Here is a 17984-nt window from a genome sequence, read left to right on the forward strand (position 1 = left end):
CCATCTGCCCAGCGTCGGTGAGGCGGATGGTGGCGTCCCATCTCAACCTACGGATCGGGTGCACGCCAGGCGGTCCAATCGATCTCATCAAGGGCCGCGGCGAGTTCCCGCAACGCGTGCATCACGGCGATGTAGTGGCCGGCGATCGTCAGGGTGTAGAGGTTATCCGGGTTCACTTGCTCATTGTGTCGGTACCCGTCGATGCGGCTCAGCTCCCGGCGGACGTCATGGGTGATGGCATCCAGTGCCGCAACCGAGGCAGGCAGGGCCGGGTGATCCAGTTTCTGGATGAAGGCCTGGTAGGTGGTCACAAATGGACCGAGCAGTTGACGGCCAAGGCTGGTTCCCAATCCCTGATCACGCAACTGGACCCCCCAACGCAAACGCGCCTGTTGAAGGCCGCGAAACCGTGTGACCAGGCCTGTCAGCGCATCGCCGAGGGCCTCGATGCGTTCATGATCATTGTGTGGAACCCGTGGCGTATAGGCTGCTGGGAGGAGTTCGGATAGGCCCTGCAGTTCAGCACGCAAGTGCTGATCATGGTGCGCGACGGCCGCGGCAAAGTTCGCCGCGCCGAAGTCCGCGAGTGCCACCTGGGCCTGACTCAGGGACGACAACAGCCGTTTGATGTGATGGCGCACCTGGACGTGTGGTGGTGCGCCATTCAGCAAGGCCAAGGCGCCGACCCCAACCAAGAAGCCGGTGCCGATGCTCAGCGCGGTGTCGATGTAGCTCACGGCACTGTACAACTGCTGTGGTTCCACGTTGAGCAGCATGATCGCGAGGATCCCAATCCGCAGGAACATCGACTGATACGGCGGTGGCAGCACTTGCAAACAATAGGTGATCGTGAAGTAGACTGGAAAAAGCACGAGCGCAAGCTCGAAGAAGCCGTCCAATCGTGGCATCACCATCAGATAGATCGGCGCGGTGATGAGAATGCCCAGCACGAATCCGAGCACGGTCAGCTTCGCCGAAGGCAGTGCCTCGGTTTTCTTGAGTGTCGGCCCACCGATTAAGACAACGGCCATGACGACGGCAAGCAATCCGAGCGGCGGCCATTGCACGTTGACCCAAAGCACGACCAGCACCCAAAACGCCAGCCCGGTCGCGAGGGCGTTCGGTCCTGCGAGCGCGACGCGTCTGCGCCAAGGGACCACCAGCTCTCGCGGTAGCTTGCCAGTCGGTAACGCCCGGTCGCTGCCGACCGCGGTGCTCGCCTCGACCAGGCGCTCAACATCGCTTGCCAGTGCCTGCAGCTGTGCCGCCAACGCATGTGCGAGGGCACTGTCACCAGCGGTTTGCTGCGCCAGGCTCGGACCAGTCAAGAGCGGTTGTCGGCACGCCTCCGCCGCGGCCAGTGCCACCGCGGCAGCCTCGGTGATGCCGTCTGCGGTGGACCCGTTCACCGTCGCGTCTTGCCGCGGCGGTGTCGATGGCGGCACGGCCGCGGAGCTTGCCTGCGAGGCGGCGGTCCCCGCCGCCTCGAGCGCACTCGCAAGCTGCTCGAGCGCTTCGCGCAGCACCTGACGTTGCGGTTGCGTCAAGAAGGCGCGCCGACCAACAGCCGCCAAGCGGAGATTTTCGGACAAGCCCATCATCGAGCCGAGGCTTGCGGTCAAGGCTTGAATCTGCGCCTCATAGGTCCGGTGTCTGCGCTGAACGCGACTGCTGTCGAGCTTGGCCGCCGCCAGGAGCTCGCGCAACTCGGGCGGCGCACGCAGCAGCGCCTTGGGCATTGGTGCGAACCCCACTGCACCCTCTGAGGTGACCGCGGCACCGGTGCGACGCAGATGTCCGGCAAGCTCAACCAAGACATGGCGTTGTTGATCCAGATAGCGGTGCCCCGCGGTACGCGGCCAGAGGATCCCGTTCACCACCAGCACCACGAGGATGCCAATGATGGCCTCGGAGGTCCGATAGATCGCCGCCTGAAAGACCGTGTGGGGTGCCGCGCTGGCATCCCAGACGATCACCGAGACGGCGAGTGCAACCATGAACCAGGCATAGCCGTAGGAACTCAGCCGCATGTGGTAGACCGAGATCACCAGGATCAATGACAGGAGCGTGAGCAGGATCCATGGCTCTTGCACGAATAACCCGATCAGGACCAGTGCCAGCGCCGCGCCAGCCAAGGTGCCCAGCACCCGCATCACGCCTTTACGCAGTGAGGCACCGAGGAAGGGGGTCTGCAAGACCAGCACCGCGAGCGGTGCCATGAAGGGGTCTGGCCACTGCAACTGCAGCGCGATGCCCCACGCGATGAGGATGCCAAGACTGGTCTTCAGGGCATCGACGACGGCCGTTGGACTCCAGAGGCGCACGGCAGATGAGCAGGTGTCAGCGTTGATCAGCGCTGTGCGAAGGAAGGATCGCGACGCTCGCGGTATAACCGATCCGCAGCGGAATCGTCTCCGGCAACGTCTCAAGCGCGATGCGAACTGGAATGCGTTGAGAGAGACGAATCCACTCGAAGGTGGGGGACACCTGGGCCAGATCGCCGGGCTCTATGCTGCTGTTGCGCCGAGCGATGCCAAAGGCGATGCTCTGAACATGCCCGTTCAGGGGCTGATTCGGGTAGGCCATGAGGGTAACGACGGCCGGATCGCCAAGGGCGATGAACGGCAGATCGACCTCCTTGAAATAACCATCGACCCAGAATGAATTGGCCTCGATCAATGCCAGCACCGGCTGTCCGCTGGTTGCATAGGTCCCCACGTCGAGTTCGAGATTGGTGACATAACCCGCCACGGGCGCCGCGACCCTGGTTTCAGCCAGCTTCAGTTGCGCCCTTGCGAGTTCGACCCTAGCGGCATCGACTGACGCTGCCTGGGCCTCGGCCAGTGCCTGTTTGATGACGAGGTTTTGCTGCGAGATATCGTCATGCGCAATCAGCGCCTGTGCTCGCTCAGCATCGGCAGCAGCGCTCTTGGCCTCGGCTTGCACCTGTGCCAGCTGTGCCAGTGCCAGTTGGACCCCTTGATGATACGGGGCAGGCTCGATCTCGAAGAGTGGGTCGCCTTTCGCGACCAATTGATTGTCCGTGACCGCCACCCGGATCACAGGACCGCTCACCTGGGGCGCCACATGCACCACGTTGGCGAGGACCTGTCCATCCCGTGTCCAGGGATGGGCCTTCTGCTGCTGCATAACCCAATAGATCCCGGCCGCGGCCAGCGCCACCATCGCCACCGTGACCAGCACGCGAATCAGATCGAACAGAAGTTGGCGACTCGACTCTGAGCCTGTCATGGGCAAACCTAGCCTGCTAGACGAAGAACGACGGGACCAGCGTCACACTGATCAGGATTGTACAGACGACGACCAGTGCAATGAAGAAGAGAGGCGGATGCCAGATCCAACGGCTCAGACCCGTCAGATTCCCCAGGGCCGTCAGCGTCATCGCCAGTGCCAAGCCAATTGCGGCAGCAAGCAGCCAAGGTGGGTAGTAAACACCGTACAAACTGAGTTCGATGGGAGGTTGATTCATATCGAAGCGTGGATGAGTGACGATGAGTAACCTTGATGAGCGGCCATGCCCACGTCCGGTCATGTGCTCACGCGCACCGTCGGTTGCCGTGCACCAACTGACGATGGAGAACGCGGCGCGGCCCTGGGCGATCGCTCACTCCTCGTGCGTCTCCTCGTGCGTCTCCTCGTGCGTCTCCTCGGCGTCCACTGTCGGCGTACCCTCAAGATCCAACTCGATCTCTTCGCTGTCCGGGAGCAGTGCCGCGCCACTGGAGGTGGATTCTGTGTCCCCAGCTGCCGCGGCCATGTTGATGGCGCTGAACGCCGCCTCCAGGGTTGCCTCCATCGCCACCTGGTCGCCGACGTTCACGATGAAGCGCACCAGTTCCGGAAAGCTGGCACCGGTTTGGGCCTTGAGGAACACGCCCTGCACATAGGCGATGACGCCGTCGATCGGGATCACCACCAACCGGCCCCGCTCCGCCTGAGCACCCCGGCGATCCCAGAGTGCAAACTCCTGGGTGATCCGGGGGTCCTGTTTCAAAAAGGCGTCGGCCTGGGCCGGTCCATAGACCAGCGTCCCTCGCGGGAAGCTATAGGCAACGATCCGGCCATAGTTGTCGCCGTCGTTGCCGGCCACCACGAGTGCGCGCATGTTGTTCCTGCCCTTCGGGTTCATCGGCGCGATCAGGCTGAATTCGAACCGCTCCGGATCCAACAGGTTCAGCGTCACATAATAAGGCTTAATGACATGAACCTCGTCCTCCCATTGCACTTCCGGATAGACCCACAGATCTTCTTGCTTGAAAAACGTGCCGGGATCGCGCTGCTGATAGCGACCATAGATGTCCAATTGGATATCAAACAGGTGTCTCGGGTAACGCACGTGTTGCTGTAACGGCTCAGGCATCTCCGAGAGCGGTTTGAAGACACCGGGATAGGCTCGCGCATAGGCCTGGATGATCGGGTCATCAGGCTCGGAAACATAGTAGTTGACGCTGCCATCATAGGCGTCGATCACCACTTTTACAGCGTTGCGAATCGTGTTGAAGTGATACGGAACGCCTGCGAACTCGGCAGTGGCCGTGTAGGCGTAGGGATACCATTGGGACAGGGTATAGGCATCCTGAATCCAATAGATCCGTTCGGGTGTGACCACGGTGTAGGGATCGGGGTCCAACAACAGGAACGGGGTCAAGGTCGAGACGCGCTCGACAATATTGCGGCGAAACAGAATACGGCTGTCGTCGTTGATCTGATTGGTGAGGAAGATATTGATCTCACCGAAATAAAGCGCAAAGACGAGCCGGCGGAACAAGCTCGAGATCCGCACACCACCAGTGCCGCTATAATCCGACAGGACGATGTCATTGTCGCTGACATAGTCGATTTCCCTGAGGTTATTCGGAGCGATCACCGGCGAGTAGTCGCCAGCGCCGAAATAGATCCCAGGCTCATCGATACTTAAGCCGAATGCCGACTGTGGCGGGATCCCCTGCATCAGCCAGCGGATGGCGCCCGCCCTTTGCTGCGCCGGTGGCGCCATCACGGCACCGTAGCCGTGCGTATACTTCATCCATTCATTGACCCAGTTGCGGGAGCCCACCGGCAGGTTGTCGAGGTCAATCTCGCGCGGCGATACCGCGACCTGCTGATAGGCGCCATTGACGGTGTAGCGGTCAACATCAATGCTCTTTAACGTGTAGTAACTGCGGATCTCCTGGAGCTCCTGGAAGACTTTGCGCAGGCGGACCTCGTCCCAAATCGGGATGTTGACGATACCGGCCTGGAATTCGCGCGTTGCCGTATTCCAGGGGATCCTCTTAATCGGGTATTGTCGGGTCTCGACCTCGTCGAGATCATAGGCGGCCAGCGTCGCCCGGATGTTGTGATCGATATAGCGTGCTTGGAGCGAGAGCTCGTCAGGCTTGACGACGTACTCTTGCAGCAGATCCGGCACCACTGGCGAGTAACGCAAGGTGAGCGTAGCGGCAAACAGGACCGCGACGATGGCGAAGCCGAGCAGTCCTTTGCGGGTGTTCACAAGCCAGATGAACAGGGCGCCGAGCAGCAGGGTCAGGATGAACGCGGCCCAGATCAATGGCAGGATGAACGTCATCTCGACATAACCTGGACCGGAAAAGACCGGGAGATGTGGATTGGTGTAGAGCAGCAAATGACGGTCGAGCATGAAATACCAGGCGCCGATCAACACCACCGTGCCTGCCGCGAGGTTCAAATGCAGCTTTGCTCCCCGCCGCAAGGGCTGAGCGGACCCGGTGACGATCCAGCGTTCGAACCAGTACAGCAGCGCAAGGCCCAACAGCAGCACGACCGAAGCAAACAGTAAGCCACGCCAAAGCAGCAGATAAAAGGGCAGAGAGAAGAGGTAGTAGCTGATGTCGTGACCGAACGCAGGGTCGGTGATGCCGCTGTCGCGAGAGAAAAAATACAGGACTGCCGTCTCCCAGTGGCCATACACAGGTAGTGCGACAAGGACTGCCAGTACCAGGGTCAATGGCAGGTAGAACAGCAACGAACGGCGCTGGAAACGATCATACATGCGCTGGTATCGCGCCCGCCGCCCCGATCCCGATCCGGATCCAGATCCCGCCGGCTGGGCCGTCCCGGTGGGGACACCGGCCAGACGAACCGTTGGGATCGAGGCACGCGGTTCGCGGTTCGCTTCCGCCGGGACCGCGGCGCCGAGATATCTTGACCCGACCCAGAAGTTGAGGAAGAAAAAGAGAAACAAAAATAGGGTCACGACCAGAAACATCACCGATTGGTAGAGCAATCGCATCCAGAAGTAGAACCCATAGTCCAATGCCTGGAACCACCAGAGGTTGACGATGAAACCGTCCATGTAAAATACCGTCATCGCAATCATCAAGACGATGAGCAGAATGACGATCACAAGGGCCAGGCGCTTCCAAATTTTCATTGTTCGCTCCGCTTTGACGCAGGGCCCATTGTCGACGCTGTGGCGGCAGGACGGCAACACAGGGGCAACACCACGGGGGCCTTGATAGTCGGTTCGGACGTTGGCCGGGGATGAGGAATCGCGGCGGGAAGAGGATAAGGCGCTCGCTGAATGATCAGCGTGATCGGCGGGGCAGCGTCGCGAGCGGCTCTCGGGCGACGATCGCCAACGAGGATGAACATGGTCAGGTTTTGCCCATCACAATATCAAGTCCTGGTTCGGACGAGCGGCCATCGGTTGGTCCCTTCGAGATGCTCTTTAGATGCTGGCCTGATACATGGATCACGATGGAGTGAAGCTGCGGGCGACTTCGCTCGGCACGATCGTGACCAGCGAGGATTGACGATTAGATAATGCCTCAAGCGACCATGCGTTCATCCGGTGACTGAGCGGGGTGTTCAACATCTGGCATCGGATGCAACTGAGTGGCTGCATCCTTGATATTCCAAGCGATATTCCAAGCCCCTATGGATGGCCCAGGATGTGGCAATCGGGCGGATTGAACCGAGTGAGCAACCCGATCAAGACCACGTCGATCAATTAGAAACACTCTTCTCGAGCCTAGACGACGATTCGTTGTCAGTCAAGAGCGCGCGGTTTCGGCCAGCAGGTCCATCGTGAAGCCCGCAACCGAAGTTCAGGCAGGCCAAGTTGAAGCATGAGAACACAGGTTGCTTTAGCCCGTTGCAGTGCGTGACGCGAGCCGAGACATGGGATCATCGTTGACAGCCACTATGGCCCATTTGATAATCCCAGCCATCACACATCACGATGACGTTGTAGGTCCCGACGATGGACATTGATCCGGTCTCGGTCTCGCGACTTCAGTTCGCCTTCACGGTCTCCTTTCATATCATCTTTCCGGCGTTCACCATCGGTCTTGCGGCTTGGCTGGCCACCTTGGAAGGCCTGTCGCTGTTCACCGGTCGCGCTGTCTACCGGCGCCTGTTCGATTTCTGGCTTAAAATCTTTGCGGTTGCCTTCGGTCTCGGTGTCGTCTCGGGGCTGGTCATGGCATTTCAGTTCGGCACCAACTGGAGCGAGCTCGCAACCCGCGCCGGCCCCATTCAAGGGCCGCTGCTCGCCTACGAATCCTTCACCGCCTTCCTGCTCGAGGCGACGTTCTTCGGGGTGCTCCTGTTCGGGCGCGAGAAGCTGCCACGCTGGGCCTATTTTCTCTCGGCCCTGATGGTGGCGCTCGGCACCACCTTTTCGGCCTTCTGGATCATGGCCAATAACTCTTGGATGCAGGTGCCAGTAGGTTATGAGTTGGTCGACGGCATCTTTACACCACGCGATTGGGGCGAAATCCTCTTCGACCCGGTGCTCTGGGTTCGTTTCCCACACATGCTGCTCGGCGCCTATCTGACCACGGCCTTCTGTGTTGCGGCGACCGGTGCCTGGTATCTGCTGCGTGGACGACTCCTGAACGAGGCGCGCGTGATGCTGACCATGGGGCTGGGGATCGCCGCGCTGCTGATCCCTGCGCAAATCCTCTTCGGCCACCTCAACGGCGAATACACGGCCGAACACCAGCCGAGTAAGTTCACCATCATCGAGGGTCGCTGGCAGACCGAACAGCCGGCACGCCTCATCCTCTTCGCCTGGCCGGATGTTGCCGCGGAGCGCAACCACTTCGAGATCGCCCTGCCCTATCTCGGTAGCTTTGTCGACCAGGGTAACTTCACTGCCGAGGAGCCCGGCATCGTGACGGTGCCGGTGGAGGACCGTCCTCCCTTCCTGATCCCGTTCTTTGCGTTCCGGATCATGGTTGGTCTCGGTTTGGTGATGCTGGCCCTCTCTTGGGGCGGACTCTGGCTCATGGCGCGAGCCCGTCCACGCGATCCGAACCAGCTCCCGCGCTGGTTCCTCTGGGCAACCTTTCTGGCCTGGCCGAGCGGCTTCATCGCCGTCATCACCGGCTGGCTCACCGCTGAGGTCGGTCGCCAACCCTGGGCCATCTTCGGGGCCATGCGCACGGCCGAGGCCGTGACCCCGAGTCTTTCGAGCAGCGTCGCGCTCATCTCGCTGGTGTCCTACGTGATCGTCTACACACTGATTTTTTCAGCGGGGACCCTGTATCTCTACCGGCTCCTGCGCGAGGGCCCCAGCGATCCCGCTGGCTCAGGTCCGGCCGATGGTCCCGCGGGCGGCGCTATCGGAATCGCTCAGGCCGCGGCAGGTCTCAACCCGGGGCGGCCGCTCGCGGTTGGCGGTCCCCATCCCACCGCGACCACGGCGAGCGCGCCAGCTGAGCGCACGCCCGGCATGGCTGGAGGTCCAGCATGATCGAGCAACTTCCGTTCTCACTGCCAGTGTTCTGGGCGGGCGTCCTCGCGTTCTCGATCCTGGTTTATGTGCTCCTTGATGGCTTCGACCTCGGGGTTGGCGTCCTCTTCGCCCTCAACCGTAACGAGGCGCACCGCCAACAGATGATGGGTTCGATCGCACCGGTCTGGGATGGCAATGAGACCTGGCTGGTCATCATCGGCACCGTGCTCTTCGGCGCCTTCCCGGTGGTCTATGCGATCTTCCTGTCCGCCTTCTACCTACCGGTCGCCCTCCTGCTCGTGGCCCTAATCCTGCGCGGCGTCGCCTTCGAGTTCCGCTACAAGGAGGAACGCCACCGCTGGCTCTGGGATCTCGGCTTCATTGTCGGCTCCATCATCGCCGCCTTCGTCCAGGGGGCCGCGATCGGTGCGATGGTCGCCGGTATCGCCGTCGAGGACGGCCGCTTCGTCGGCGGCCCCTTCGACTGGCTGACGCCCTTCGCGGTGCTCTGCGGCCTCGGCTTAGTCGTCGGTTATGCCCTACTCGGGGCCGGTTGGCTGGTGTTGAAGACCACGGGGGAGCTGCGCGATTGGGCCTATGCTTGGCTGCCGCGGTTGCTGAAGGGGGTGATCGCTGTCGTGGCACTGGCCTTGATCACAACGCTGATCGGCAATTACGAGGTCGTCCTGCGCTGGCTCGCGCAGCCATGGCTCATCCTCTTTCCCCTGCTTGCCGGTGCCGCGGTTTGGGGCCTCTTACGCGGCGTGCAGGCACGGCGCGATTGGCAGCCTTGGTTGATGGCCTCGGCACTCTTCATCGCTGCGTTTGCGATGCTCGCCGGCAGTTTTTGGCCTTGGATCCTACCCTATCACCTCAGTATCGAGCAGGCGGCAGCACCTCTGTCCTCGCTGAGTTTCATGTTCTATGGCATTGGGTTGGTCGTCTTGCCGGTGATCTTGGCCTATACCATCGGCGTTTATTGGATCTTTCGCGGCAAGGTCTCCCCGACGGCGAGTTATCACTGACAGCCTAGCGACATCGGTTCGTTCCCACAGAGGCCCCGTCGGCATGACCCTCATCAGTCCCTTCATCGACCAGCCGATTGCCTGGCTCGCCGTGACCCTGGCGCTGTCCGCGGCCTTCCTGCTTGGCTTCGCACGCAGCGGTCTGGGGACCGGGGGCTTTGTGGTCTCGCCCTTGATGGTGTTCGCACTCGGCGCGAGCGACGGACTTGCCATCGTCGCCGTCCTCATGTTGCCGGCGGCGCTGCTCGGCGTTTGGCAGCATCGCGGGGAGGCCGGTCCTGAGCTGCTGCGGCCCTTGATTCCCGCGGCTTTTCTTGGAACTGCTCTCGGCGGTCTCCTGCTCTGGCTGATGGTCGCCGACGGTGAGATGGCGCTCATCCATCGACGTTTGGAACTTGTGGTGGCAGGCTTGTCGCTCGTCTACGTTGCGATGGTGGCAGCGCGGAACAAGATTGCGAGCATCGGAGGCGGCGGGGGGCCACCCCACGCCCGGGGGCTCTTCCTGGTCGGAACTGGGCTCGGCATCAGTCAGACCGTTGCCAACTCAGGTTCGCCCCTCTTGACCCTGTACTTCCTGCGGCACGGCATCCCCAAAGCGCATTTTGTGGCGGCCCAACTGGACTTCCTGTTGGTTCAGAATCTGCTCAAACTGGCACCGTTACTCCTGCTCGGGATTCTGCATCTGGGCAATGCCGGGGCTGCGCTCGCCCTGATCCCGGTTACGCTCCTCGGCAGCCTGATCGGCCGGCGATTCTATCGCACCGCCTCCGAACGCATCTTTTTCGCGCTCTACCTCGGTTTGTTGCTGATCGGATTCGTGGTCAGCCTGCTGTTGATCATCGGGCGTGACCAGGTCCTGTCGTGGATTTGAATCCCGCCCTCACCGAGTCACCATGAATCGCATTCCGACATGACTCGTAGCAGACCCGCTACGCCTCCCGTCGACCGCAGGATCTCACCATCTCCAAACAGGCCCGACAGGATCTCATCGTCATGTGGAAGGGCATCGCCAAGGACAATCCGCCTGCTCTCCCAGCAGGCACCGACCTGCACGCACCCACTCGAGCGGGAGCCTGCCTCAAGCCGATTGGATCACCTCAAGGACAAGACCATGCCTTTAACCAGGCGAGCCTTAACACTGTTTGTCCGGCATCCGGGGCCGCCGCGCTCCATCGGCCTGAGCCGCCCGCGCAGCCTGACCCGATGTCTGCTGGCCGTGACCTTGCTGACATTGCTCGGCTGCGCGGGGCTGACCCAGCCTTGGCTGGAGCCGGAGGTCTCGCTGACCTCGCTGAGGCCGCGGCAGATCACGCTTGAGGAGCAGTCTTTCCTGATTGGTTTACGGATCAGAAATCCAAACGACCGAACGCTACCGATCAAGGCGATGACCTACGCTTTGTCCCTGGAGGGGACCCAGATCGCCGCTGGTGGAGGCACGCTCGATCGCCAAATCCCAGCATTCGGCGAGGAAGAGGTCGAGGTCTCGGTGACTGGCAGCGCTAGCACGCTGGCTGCGCTGCTGCCGCGGTTATTGCTCCAAGCTCAGCCGGCGCAATACCGCATTGCGGGCACCGTGACCGTCGCCGGCGTAGTGCCGATTCCCTACCACTACTCGGGCGAGATCGATCCAGACACTCTGTTGCGCGCGGCGAGCCCATTGCTCCGGACGCGCTGAGCGCCATCCTATGGCCGCCCCGGCTCCGCGACGACCAGAGCCCACCTCCGGCTTGGCTCATGCCTGCCCGTGACCTGCTCAGACACCAAGCTGGCAAGAGCCAGGCTGGGATGCATCAGAGTAAGAGGGTCGTGCGCAACGAGAAGGCCCAGACATGATCGCGCTCCGGATTCAGTGCCGGGTCCTGGATGTATTGCACGTCTGGCGTCAGCAATAGGCCGCCGAACAGGGTCCAGTTCCAGTAGAGCTCAACGAGCTTCTCGTTACGGGCCCCAGCCGGGTTGACCGGCGGCCCTGCGGCATCGCTGTAGCCGAAGGCGAGACCGATCTGATCGGTCTTGCTGCGACCGAGCGGGTTATTCATGGCTCCGCCCAAGGCATAGGAGGCGCGAATGGGTGTGGTGAAGCCCCAAGCCCCGTTGGCTCGTCCGAACACCGCCCACCGGTCATCCAAATTCTGCACCCCACTGAAGGACCAGCCCGTGCCGCGCGGCTGCGTTGGCACCGTCGGCACATCGTAATAGTTGAACGCGTATTGAGCCGAACCGAGACCGCGAAACCGAGGTGTCCACTGGAGATACCCGATCCAGGCCAAATTGTGCCCCGCGAGACCTCGAGTGGAGAGGTTGGCACCGGAGAGGTTGGTGGCGTTCTGAAACCCGCCGACGAGCTGTAGGGTGCTGGTCAGGTTGACCTGGGCATAGGCACCCAGCCCGGCGGTCGGGTAGGTGGAGCTCCCGTTCTGGGCCAACACATAGCTGTTGAAATTCTGCTGCTGATCAGCAAGGTATTGATTGCCGTCGAAATTGTAGAACGGATACTGGCCGATGCTCAGCAAGAGCTTGTTCCCGGGCAGCGCCTGGGTATAGGTGAGCTGATCAAAGGCATCGTCGCCGGAGCCCGGGAAGTCATTCATCTCAGTAATGATTCCGAGATTTTCAGCGATGTTCGCGGCGGTCTGCCGCCAGGGGTAATCGACGAGGGTGTAGGAGGCCTGCAGCGAGCCACTGCCAAACCGCGTGCTGTCGAACAAGGTCCAGTCGAATCCCGGTGTCAGCAGGATTTGCCCTGATGTCCAGCCGCCGTCGGGCTCACCCCATTGCTGCAGATAGCTCGTGGTCAGCGACCAGGACAGCCCCGTCGCCTTGGTGACGGAGCGCTTGAAGCGCGAATAGTCACCATACAGACCGGTCAGCTCCTGATTCCACTCCGACCACAAGTTGGCCCGGCGGATACGGTCATGCACCCGACCGATCCTCCCGACCTCCACAACCTCGCTCATGCCCAACAGTGGTGATTCAGCAGCCCCGCCCTGGGCCAGCGCTGGATTTGCGAGCCCGGTCAAAACCACCGCGACAATGATGCCGGATATCGACTGGGACTGCGCAATCATGGCGTACCCTTCCTTGTCAGGATGGTCATTGGAGTATTGGATCATGGGTACCATGTTTCAGGCGCTGAGTCGCTCGTGTGGAGACAAGACGACCGTCTTGCCAGAATCGGCATCGAACAGCTCCGGGATCATCAGGTAACTGGCAACAAAGAAGCACAGAGCGCCAATGAAGGTCCATAGATTGGCATCCCAGATCCAGCTCCAGCTCACATCGGGCGGTGGCGGGAAGAACGCATAGAAGGCCGAGACCTGGAAGGCGATCGAACCGGCCAAGTTGATCATGACCACCCACCAGGCGACCTGGCGCGGCTCGAACGACCACCAACCGTGCGAGATCTCCATCAATGCCAAGTAACTGGCCGCTAGGAAACAGAGACTCCCGATCATATCGGGGGTCCAGATCAGCACATCCTTTTCCACCCAACCCAGTCCCGCGAGCAGCGCGTCGCCGGTATTGAAGTTGAACAATAGGGTGCCCGCAAACTGGATCAGACTGGACAAATAGCCAGCGTTGTGTGGTTTCCACGCCCACCAGTGCCAAGCCCGACGCTGACCGGACGGCCCCGTTCCCAGGTCGGCGATATCACCGTTGATCGCTTCGAGCAGTTGCAGACCAGCGGCCGAGGTAAAGAACAAGGAACCGACGAAAAACACGACCCCGATGACGGGTGTCGTGGCCATGTCAGGCTTCAGCAGCTCGGGCCAGTTGGCGGCAAAGCCGCCGTAGGCGAAACAGGCGGACCCGATGAGGAACAGAAGCGCAATCCACCAGGCTAGACTCTGAGGTGCCCAGAGGCGCAACCAGGCCGTGTGCGGTTGCTGCGGCCGGGGTGTTATCACATGCGCGTTGAGGTGATTCGGAGTCAGATGAAACGGCCGCAGTCGCTTGCGCTGGCGCCTCGAGAGGAACACCAGTTGATGACCGTCGTCCAGTGTTTGCACCACGCGCGAAATAAACGGATTGCGCAGTGAGCGCCGATTCGCCGTCGTCTTCATACGAGGGATACTAAACCGAGTTCGGAGTTTCTCATGTTCTCATGTCACGACGGTCTGTCCCTAGCCGCGGTCGCGACCGCGGCGCCGGCGGCACGGGAACGTCCTCCTTGCCGTGCCGGGTCATCGCACTCGTCACGATCCCCTACTTCGCCGTCACAGACCGGCCTTGCGATGAGTCCAGGATCCAGGCCACGATCATCACCATCACACCGAGCCACAAAGCCGCTCAGTGCGCAACCACGAGCCGGACCCACAGATAGGCGATGGACAAGGTCACAACGGATACGGGGAGACCGATCTTGGCGAAGTTCCAGAAGGAGATCTTCAGACCCTTTGCCGCCGCCGCATCGACAACGATGATGTTGGCGAGGCTGCCGATGATGATCAGGTTGCTAGAGAGACCACTGGCGAGCGCCATCAGCGGCCCGGCAAGCGGATCTTCTCCGGCAAAGGGGAGCAGCAGCATCACGGTTGGCACATTGGAGGTGATATCACTCAGGACCGCCGTGGCCGCGAATAATACGCTCGAGTTGTGCAAGTCAACCCCCATCGTCCGCAGCCATGTCACCAATTCCGTCGAGAAACCGGCGTTGGCAAAGGCACCATTGACGATGAACAGTCCGACGAACAGGATCAGCAAGTCCCAGTCCACCTTTTCAAGCATCGGCCGCGCCATGAAACGTGCGTTGAACAGCATCAGCACGCCACCGACGGTCGCGACCATGCCACGGTCCCATTCGGTGAAGACGAACGCGTAGAGCAAAAAGAACAACACCAACAGACCCTTGATCGTCTCCCAGCGGTCGAAGGATGGATCAGGCAAGGCATCCGGCCGTGGCGCCTCACTGCCTTCCAGCGTCCAACGACCACGATAGGCGAAGGCAAGCACCGCCCAGACCACAAGGAGCGCCAACAGCGCCGGCACCAGTGCGTACACCAGATACCCGCCGAAACCCAGCTCCAGCCGCTGTGCGATCAACATGTTTTGGGGGCTACCGATAATGGTCGCGACCGAACCGGCATTAGCCGCCAGCGCGATCGCCAGCAAGAACGGCAACGGATTCATGCCACGGCGCAGCGCGATCGCGAGCACCACCGGAGTCATCGCCACCGCGACCACATCGTTGGTGAGAAAGGCCGAGAGCACCCCCACCAACGCGATCAGCAGGCCTAACAGCATCACCTGTGTGGCTTGAATGCGAGCCACCATGCCCGAGAGTGCCGCGTAGAAGCCCGCCGTCTGCAGTTGTACCGACACGAGCATCAGCCCGAACAGCATCCCCAACGTCCCGAAGTCGATGGTGGCGATGGCCGCCGCCCCATCCAAGGCGCCAAACGCGAGCAACGCAACGGCGCCGCCGAGCGCCACCGAGGCACGGTCCATCTTCAGACCGGGCAATCCGCCCAGAATCATGCCGAGATAGACCACCAGAAAGACGATCAGGGTGATGGACACATTCTCGCCCTCACGAACGGTTGGCGAACGCGGACGACATTCTTATCGTCCAGGTCGACCAGATCAGGGTTGTGCGATTAGGCTCCAAGCTGTTGATTGACCGCACGCCGGTGCTTTGCCTGCCATTCGGTCTTGTGATCGGCCAGGGCATAGGTGATCCGCTTGATCACATCCATCAAGAAGACCCAGACCAGCGTATAGGCCAGGACCCAACCAATCGTCGTCCACGACAGCTTGGGCACCAGCCAGCCATAGGCGCACATGAGGATCGCGAGGATGTTGGTTGCCCAGAGTGCGGCATTGAGCGGGAGGCTCGGGAACGGTGGCAAAAAGAACCATCGTGCGGTGCGCGTATTGTAGAGCAGAAAGTGACCGCCGAGGACGATCTGCAGGAACATCACGGATTGCAGCTCAGCCTGGGTGAAGAGTTGAAAGAAGGCCTGATCCGGTGCGCTGTTCAGGATCGTGAAACCGATCAGCAGCAGACCGAAGGACTGCACCACGGAGAACAAGCCAAGCACGGAGGACACGGCCAGCACACGGCGCATCTTCCAGCGGATCGGCTGCGGCGCCACCTCGGTATTGTCGTAGGCGATGGCCATGATCGGCGCGTCATCGAGCACCGCCAGCATCACGATCATGATCGCGGTCAGCGGCGTGAAGTCCAGCAGCAGTGTGGACAGCACGACCAGGAACATGATGTCCATGGTCAGTGCGACGCGGTAGATGGTGTAGCTGTTGATCCGGCCGAAAATGCGCCGCGCCTCATCGACCGCGCTGTTGATGACCGACAAGCCTGGGGCCGTGAGGATCAACGCGGCGGCGCCCCGGGCGGCGTCGGTGGCCCCGGACACGGCGGTGCCGCAATCCGCCTGTTTCAGCGCCGGCGCGTCATTGACACCGTCCCCGGTCATGGCGACCAGATGGCCGCGATCCTGTAATGCCTTGACGATGGCGTACTTGTGCTCCGGAAAGACCCGCGCGAACCCATCCGCCCGCTCGATCGCCTCGGCAATATCGGGCGGAACCTTGTTGGGGTCCATGTCCTTGGGAAAGGCTTCCGCCGCCGGGATGATATGGGTCCCAAGGCCGAGCTGGCGAGCGGTTTCCCGGGCGATGGCGGTATCGTCGCCGGTCACCATCTTGACCCGGACGCCCTTGCGAGCGGCCTCATCGATGGTGGCCTTGGAATCGTCCCGCGGCGGGTCGAACATCGGCAGGATGCCGAGCAGACTCCAGGTCTTGCCATCGTCCTCAGAGCGCGCGACGCCGAGCGCACGATAGCCCTTGGCGCCTAGGTCCTCGACGGCCTGCTTGACCTTCGCAGCATCGGGATCGTCCAGGTTGGCCAAGGCGGCGATCACCTGGGGGGCGCCCTTGGAGACCAGTATGGTCTTGCCGTCTGGCGTCGAGACTTCGGCCTGGGTGCGCTTGCCGACTGGGTCGAACGGCTTGTAGTTGATCTGTTTGTAAGCGGAGAGGACGGCTTGATCCTGCAAAGCGCCGATCACGGCCGTGTCGATGGCGTCGCGGTCTTCGATCTTGGAGGCCAAGGCACCGGATCGGATCACCTCCTGCGGGTCGGTGCTGGCGAACAGGATGGGTTCGGCGAGCGTCAGGACGTTCTTGGTTAGGGTACCCGTTTTATCCGAGCAGAGGATGTCGACGCCCGCCATTTCCTCGATTGCCGAGAGTTTGGAGACAATCGCCTTCTGCTTGGACAGGGCCAGCGCTCCCAACGCCATGGTGATCGAGAACACCGCTGGCATCGCGACCGGGATCGACGCCACCAGCAAGATCAACACGAACTGCAGGATGTTGAGCGCGTCCTCCCATTTCCAGTCATCCTGAACCACGATGTCGCGCCAGACATCGAATCCGACCATGATCAGCGCCAGCACCACCGCGACGACGATGAGGAAATTGGCGATCTGAAACATGGCGGTCTGGGCATGGCTGACCGATCCGGCACCGGCGACCAATTGAGCGGTCCGACCGAAAAAGGTGTTGGAGCCGGTGGCAATGACGACACCCTCCATCTCACCCTCTTTCACCACACTGCCGGAATACGCCTCGTCGCCCACCTTCTTGCTGGCGGGGAGTGACTCGCCAGTCAGTGCCGCCTGGTCAATGGCGGCGTAGTCGCCGCTCACCAACCGTAAATCGGCTGGAACGATGACGCCTAGCCGAATCTTGACGATGTCCCCCGGGACTAAGGTTGACGCCGGGACCGTCTGCCATTGGCCCGCGCGCAGCGCGGTCGCCTCTGGCGCCAGGCTGTTCTTCAGGGCCGCCAGGGCATTGGAGGCCTTGCGTTCCTGCCAAAACTCCAGGGCCGCATTGAAGAGCAGGAGGCCGAAGATGACGGCAAAGTCGTTCCAGCGCCCGAGGAAAGCCGAGACCAAAGCGGCGGCCTCGATCATGTAAGCGATCGGTCCCGTAAAGGGGCCGAGCAGCGTGGCTAGCAGCCCCTTTTGCTGTTCCACCAACGCGTTGGGGCCGTACTGTGCCAGCCGCTGCTCCGCTTCCGCGTTGCTCAATCCCGCATCCGCCTTCACGTCCAGTGCGGCCAGCACCTCGGCAACCGGACGCTTGTCCAGATCGACTAACCCACCGACCGAAGCCGGGTTGCTTACGGCATTCGATTCATTCATCTGTTCGCTCCTGGCGCTTGATCCTGCAGACGTCCCGATGCCACCGAATGACGCCGCCGT

At 61.5% G+C, this 17984-nt stretch carries 12 protein-coding genes; 4 read left to right on the plus strand and 8 right to left on the minus strand.

Annotated features, from left to right (window positions below):
- Positions 1 to 47: 47 nt before the first annotated feature.
- The 4 genes from CKO25_RS04095 to CKO25_RS04110 all read right to left on the minus strand — a co-directional run bounded on the left by CKO25_RS04095 (position 48) and on the right by CKO25_RS04110 (position 6415).
- The gene (locus CKO25_RS04095; RefSeq protein ID WP_200386669.1) at positions 48 to 2324 is read right to left on the minus strand and encodes an FUSC family protein; all 2277 of its coding nucleotides are present in this window, start codon (positions 2322 to 2324) and stop codon (positions 48 to 50) included.
- Positions 2325 to 2340: 16 nt separating this feature from the next.
- Positions 2341 to 3252, minus strand: a complete 912-nt coding sequence (locus CKO25_RS04100) for an efflux RND transporter periplasmic adaptor subunit (protein ID WP_200386670.1) — start codon at positions 3250 to 3252, stop codon at positions 2341 to 2343.
- Between the two features lie 16 nt (positions 3253 to 3268).
- Positions 3269 to 3490 carry a DUF1656 domain-containing protein gene (locus tag CKO25_RS04105; RefSeq protein WP_200386671.1) on the minus strand — a complete coding sequence of 74 codons (222 nt, stop codon included), beginning with the start codon at positions 3488 to 3490 and terminating at the stop codon, positions 3269 to 3271.
- A 135-nt stretch (positions 3491 to 3625) separates the two neighbouring features.
- Positions 3626 to 6415: a UPF0182 family protein gene (locus tag CKO25_RS04110; protein WP_200386672.1), complete on the minus strand. Its 2790-nt coding sequence runs from the start codon at positions 6413 to 6415 to the stop codon at positions 3626 to 3628.
- An 831-nt stretch (positions 6416 to 7246) separates the two neighbouring features.
- Here CKO25_RS04110 and CKO25_RS04115 point away from each other — a divergent pair.
- The 4 genes from CKO25_RS04115 (at position 7247) to CKO25_RS04130 (ending at position 11425) form a co-directional block, all read left to right on the plus strand.
- Positions 7247 to 8743 (plus strand): cytochrome ubiquinol oxidase subunit I, encoded by a 1497-nt coding sequence (locus CKO25_RS04115; RefSeq protein ID WP_200386673.1) that lies wholly within the window; start codon positions 7247 to 7249, stop codon positions 8741 to 8743.
- Positions 8740 to 9750: a cytochrome d ubiquinol oxidase subunit II gene (cydB, locus tag CKO25_RS04120; protein ID WP_200386674.1), complete on the plus strand. Its 1011-nt coding sequence runs from the start codon at positions 8740 to 8742 to the stop codon at positions 9748 to 9750. The genes CKO25_RS04115 and cydB overlap by 4 nt, the downstream gene beginning before the upstream one ends.
- Before the next feature lie 43 nt (positions 9751 to 9793).
- Entirely contained in the window at positions 9794 to 10621 is an 828-nt protein-coding gene (locus tag CKO25_RS04125) for a TSUP family transporter (protein WP_200386675.1), read from the plus strand.
- 240 nt (positions 10622 to 10861) lie between these two features.
- Positions 10862 to 11425 (plus strand): LEA/WHy family protein, encoded by a 564-nt coding sequence (locus tag CKO25_RS04130; protein ID WP_200386676.1) that lies wholly within the window; start codon positions 10862 to 10864, stop codon positions 11423 to 11425.
- Positions 11426 to 11540: 115 nt separating this feature from the next.
- Here CKO25_RS04130 and CKO25_RS04135 read toward each other — a convergent pair whose 3' ends face one another.
- From CKO25_RS04135 to CKO25_RS04150, 4 genes are all read right to left on the minus strand, one after another.
- Positions 11541 to 12863, minus strand: coding sequence for a carbohydrate porin (locus CKO25_RS04135; protein ID WP_200386677.1), 1323 nt, complete (start codon positions 12861 to 12863; stop codon positions 11541 to 11543).
- Between the two features lie 12 nt (positions 12864 to 12875).
- The gene (locus CKO25_RS04140; protein WP_200386678.1) at positions 12876 to 13814 is read right to left on the minus strand and encodes a hypothetical protein; all 939 of its coding nucleotides are present in this window, start codon (positions 13812 to 13814) and stop codon (positions 12876 to 12878) included.
- Between the two features lie 226 nt (positions 13815 to 14040).
- On the minus strand, positions 14041 to 15270 hold the full coding sequence (locus CKO25_RS04145) for an SLC13 family permease (protein ID WP_200386679.1): 1230 nt from the start codon (positions 15268 to 15270) through the stop codon (positions 14041 to 14043).
- 77 nt (positions 15271 to 15347) lie between these two features.
- Positions 15348 to 17924, minus strand: coding sequence for a plasma-membrane proton-efflux P-type ATPase (locus CKO25_RS04150; protein WP_200386680.1), 2577 nt, complete (start codon positions 17922 to 17924; stop codon positions 15348 to 15350).
- Between the last annotated feature and the right edge of the window lie 60 nt (positions 17925 to 17984).

Origin of the sequence: Thiocapsa imhoffii, from assembly GCF_016583985.1 — a bacterium.
Lineage (GTDB): Bacteria > Pseudomonadota > Gammaproteobacteria > Chromatiales > Chromatiaceae > Thiocapsa > Thiocapsa imhoffii.

Excerpts from the sequence above, each read along its gene's own strand:
- CKO25_RS04100 (WP_200386670.1), bottom strand. The coding sequence starts at position 3,252 with ATGACAGGCTCAGAGTCGAGTCGCCAACTTCTGTTCGATCTGATTCGC.
- CKO25_RS04105 (WP_200386671.1), bottom strand. The coding sequence starts at position 3,490 with ATGAATCAACCTCCCATCGAACTCAGTTTGTACGGTGTTTACTACCCA.
- CKO25_RS04110 (WP_200386672.1), bottom strand. The coding sequence starts at position 6,415 with ATGAAAATTTGGAAGCGCCTGGCCCTTGTGATCGTCATTCTGCTCATC.
- CKO25_RS04115 (WP_200386673.1), top strand. The coding sequence starts at position 7,247 with ATGGACATTGATCCGGTCTCGGTCTCGCGACTTCAGTTCGCCTTCACG.
- cydB (WP_200386674.1), top strand. The coding sequence starts at position 8,740 with ATGATCGAGCAACTTCCGTTCTCACTGCCAGTGTTCTGGGCGGGCGTC.
- CKO25_RS04125 (WP_200386675.1), top strand. The coding sequence starts at position 9,794 with ATGACCCTCATCAGTCCCTTCATCGACCAGCCGATTGCCTGGCTCGCC.
- CKO25_RS04130 (WP_200386676.1), top strand. The coding sequence starts at position 10,862 with ATGCCTTTAACCAGGCGAGCCTTAACACTGTTTGTCCGGCATCCGGGG.
- CKO25_RS04135 (WP_200386677.1), bottom strand. The coding sequence starts at position 12,863 with ATGATCCAATACTCCAATGACCATCCTGACAAGGAAGGGTACGCCATG.
- CKO25_RS04140 (WP_200386678.1), bottom strand. The coding sequence starts at position 13,814 with ATGAAGACGACGGCGAATCGGCGCTCACTGCGCAATCCGTTTATTTCG.
- CKO25_RS04150 (WP_200386680.1), bottom strand. The coding sequence starts at position 17,924 with ATGAATGAATCGAATGCCGTAAGCAACCCGGCTTCGGTCGGTGGGTTA.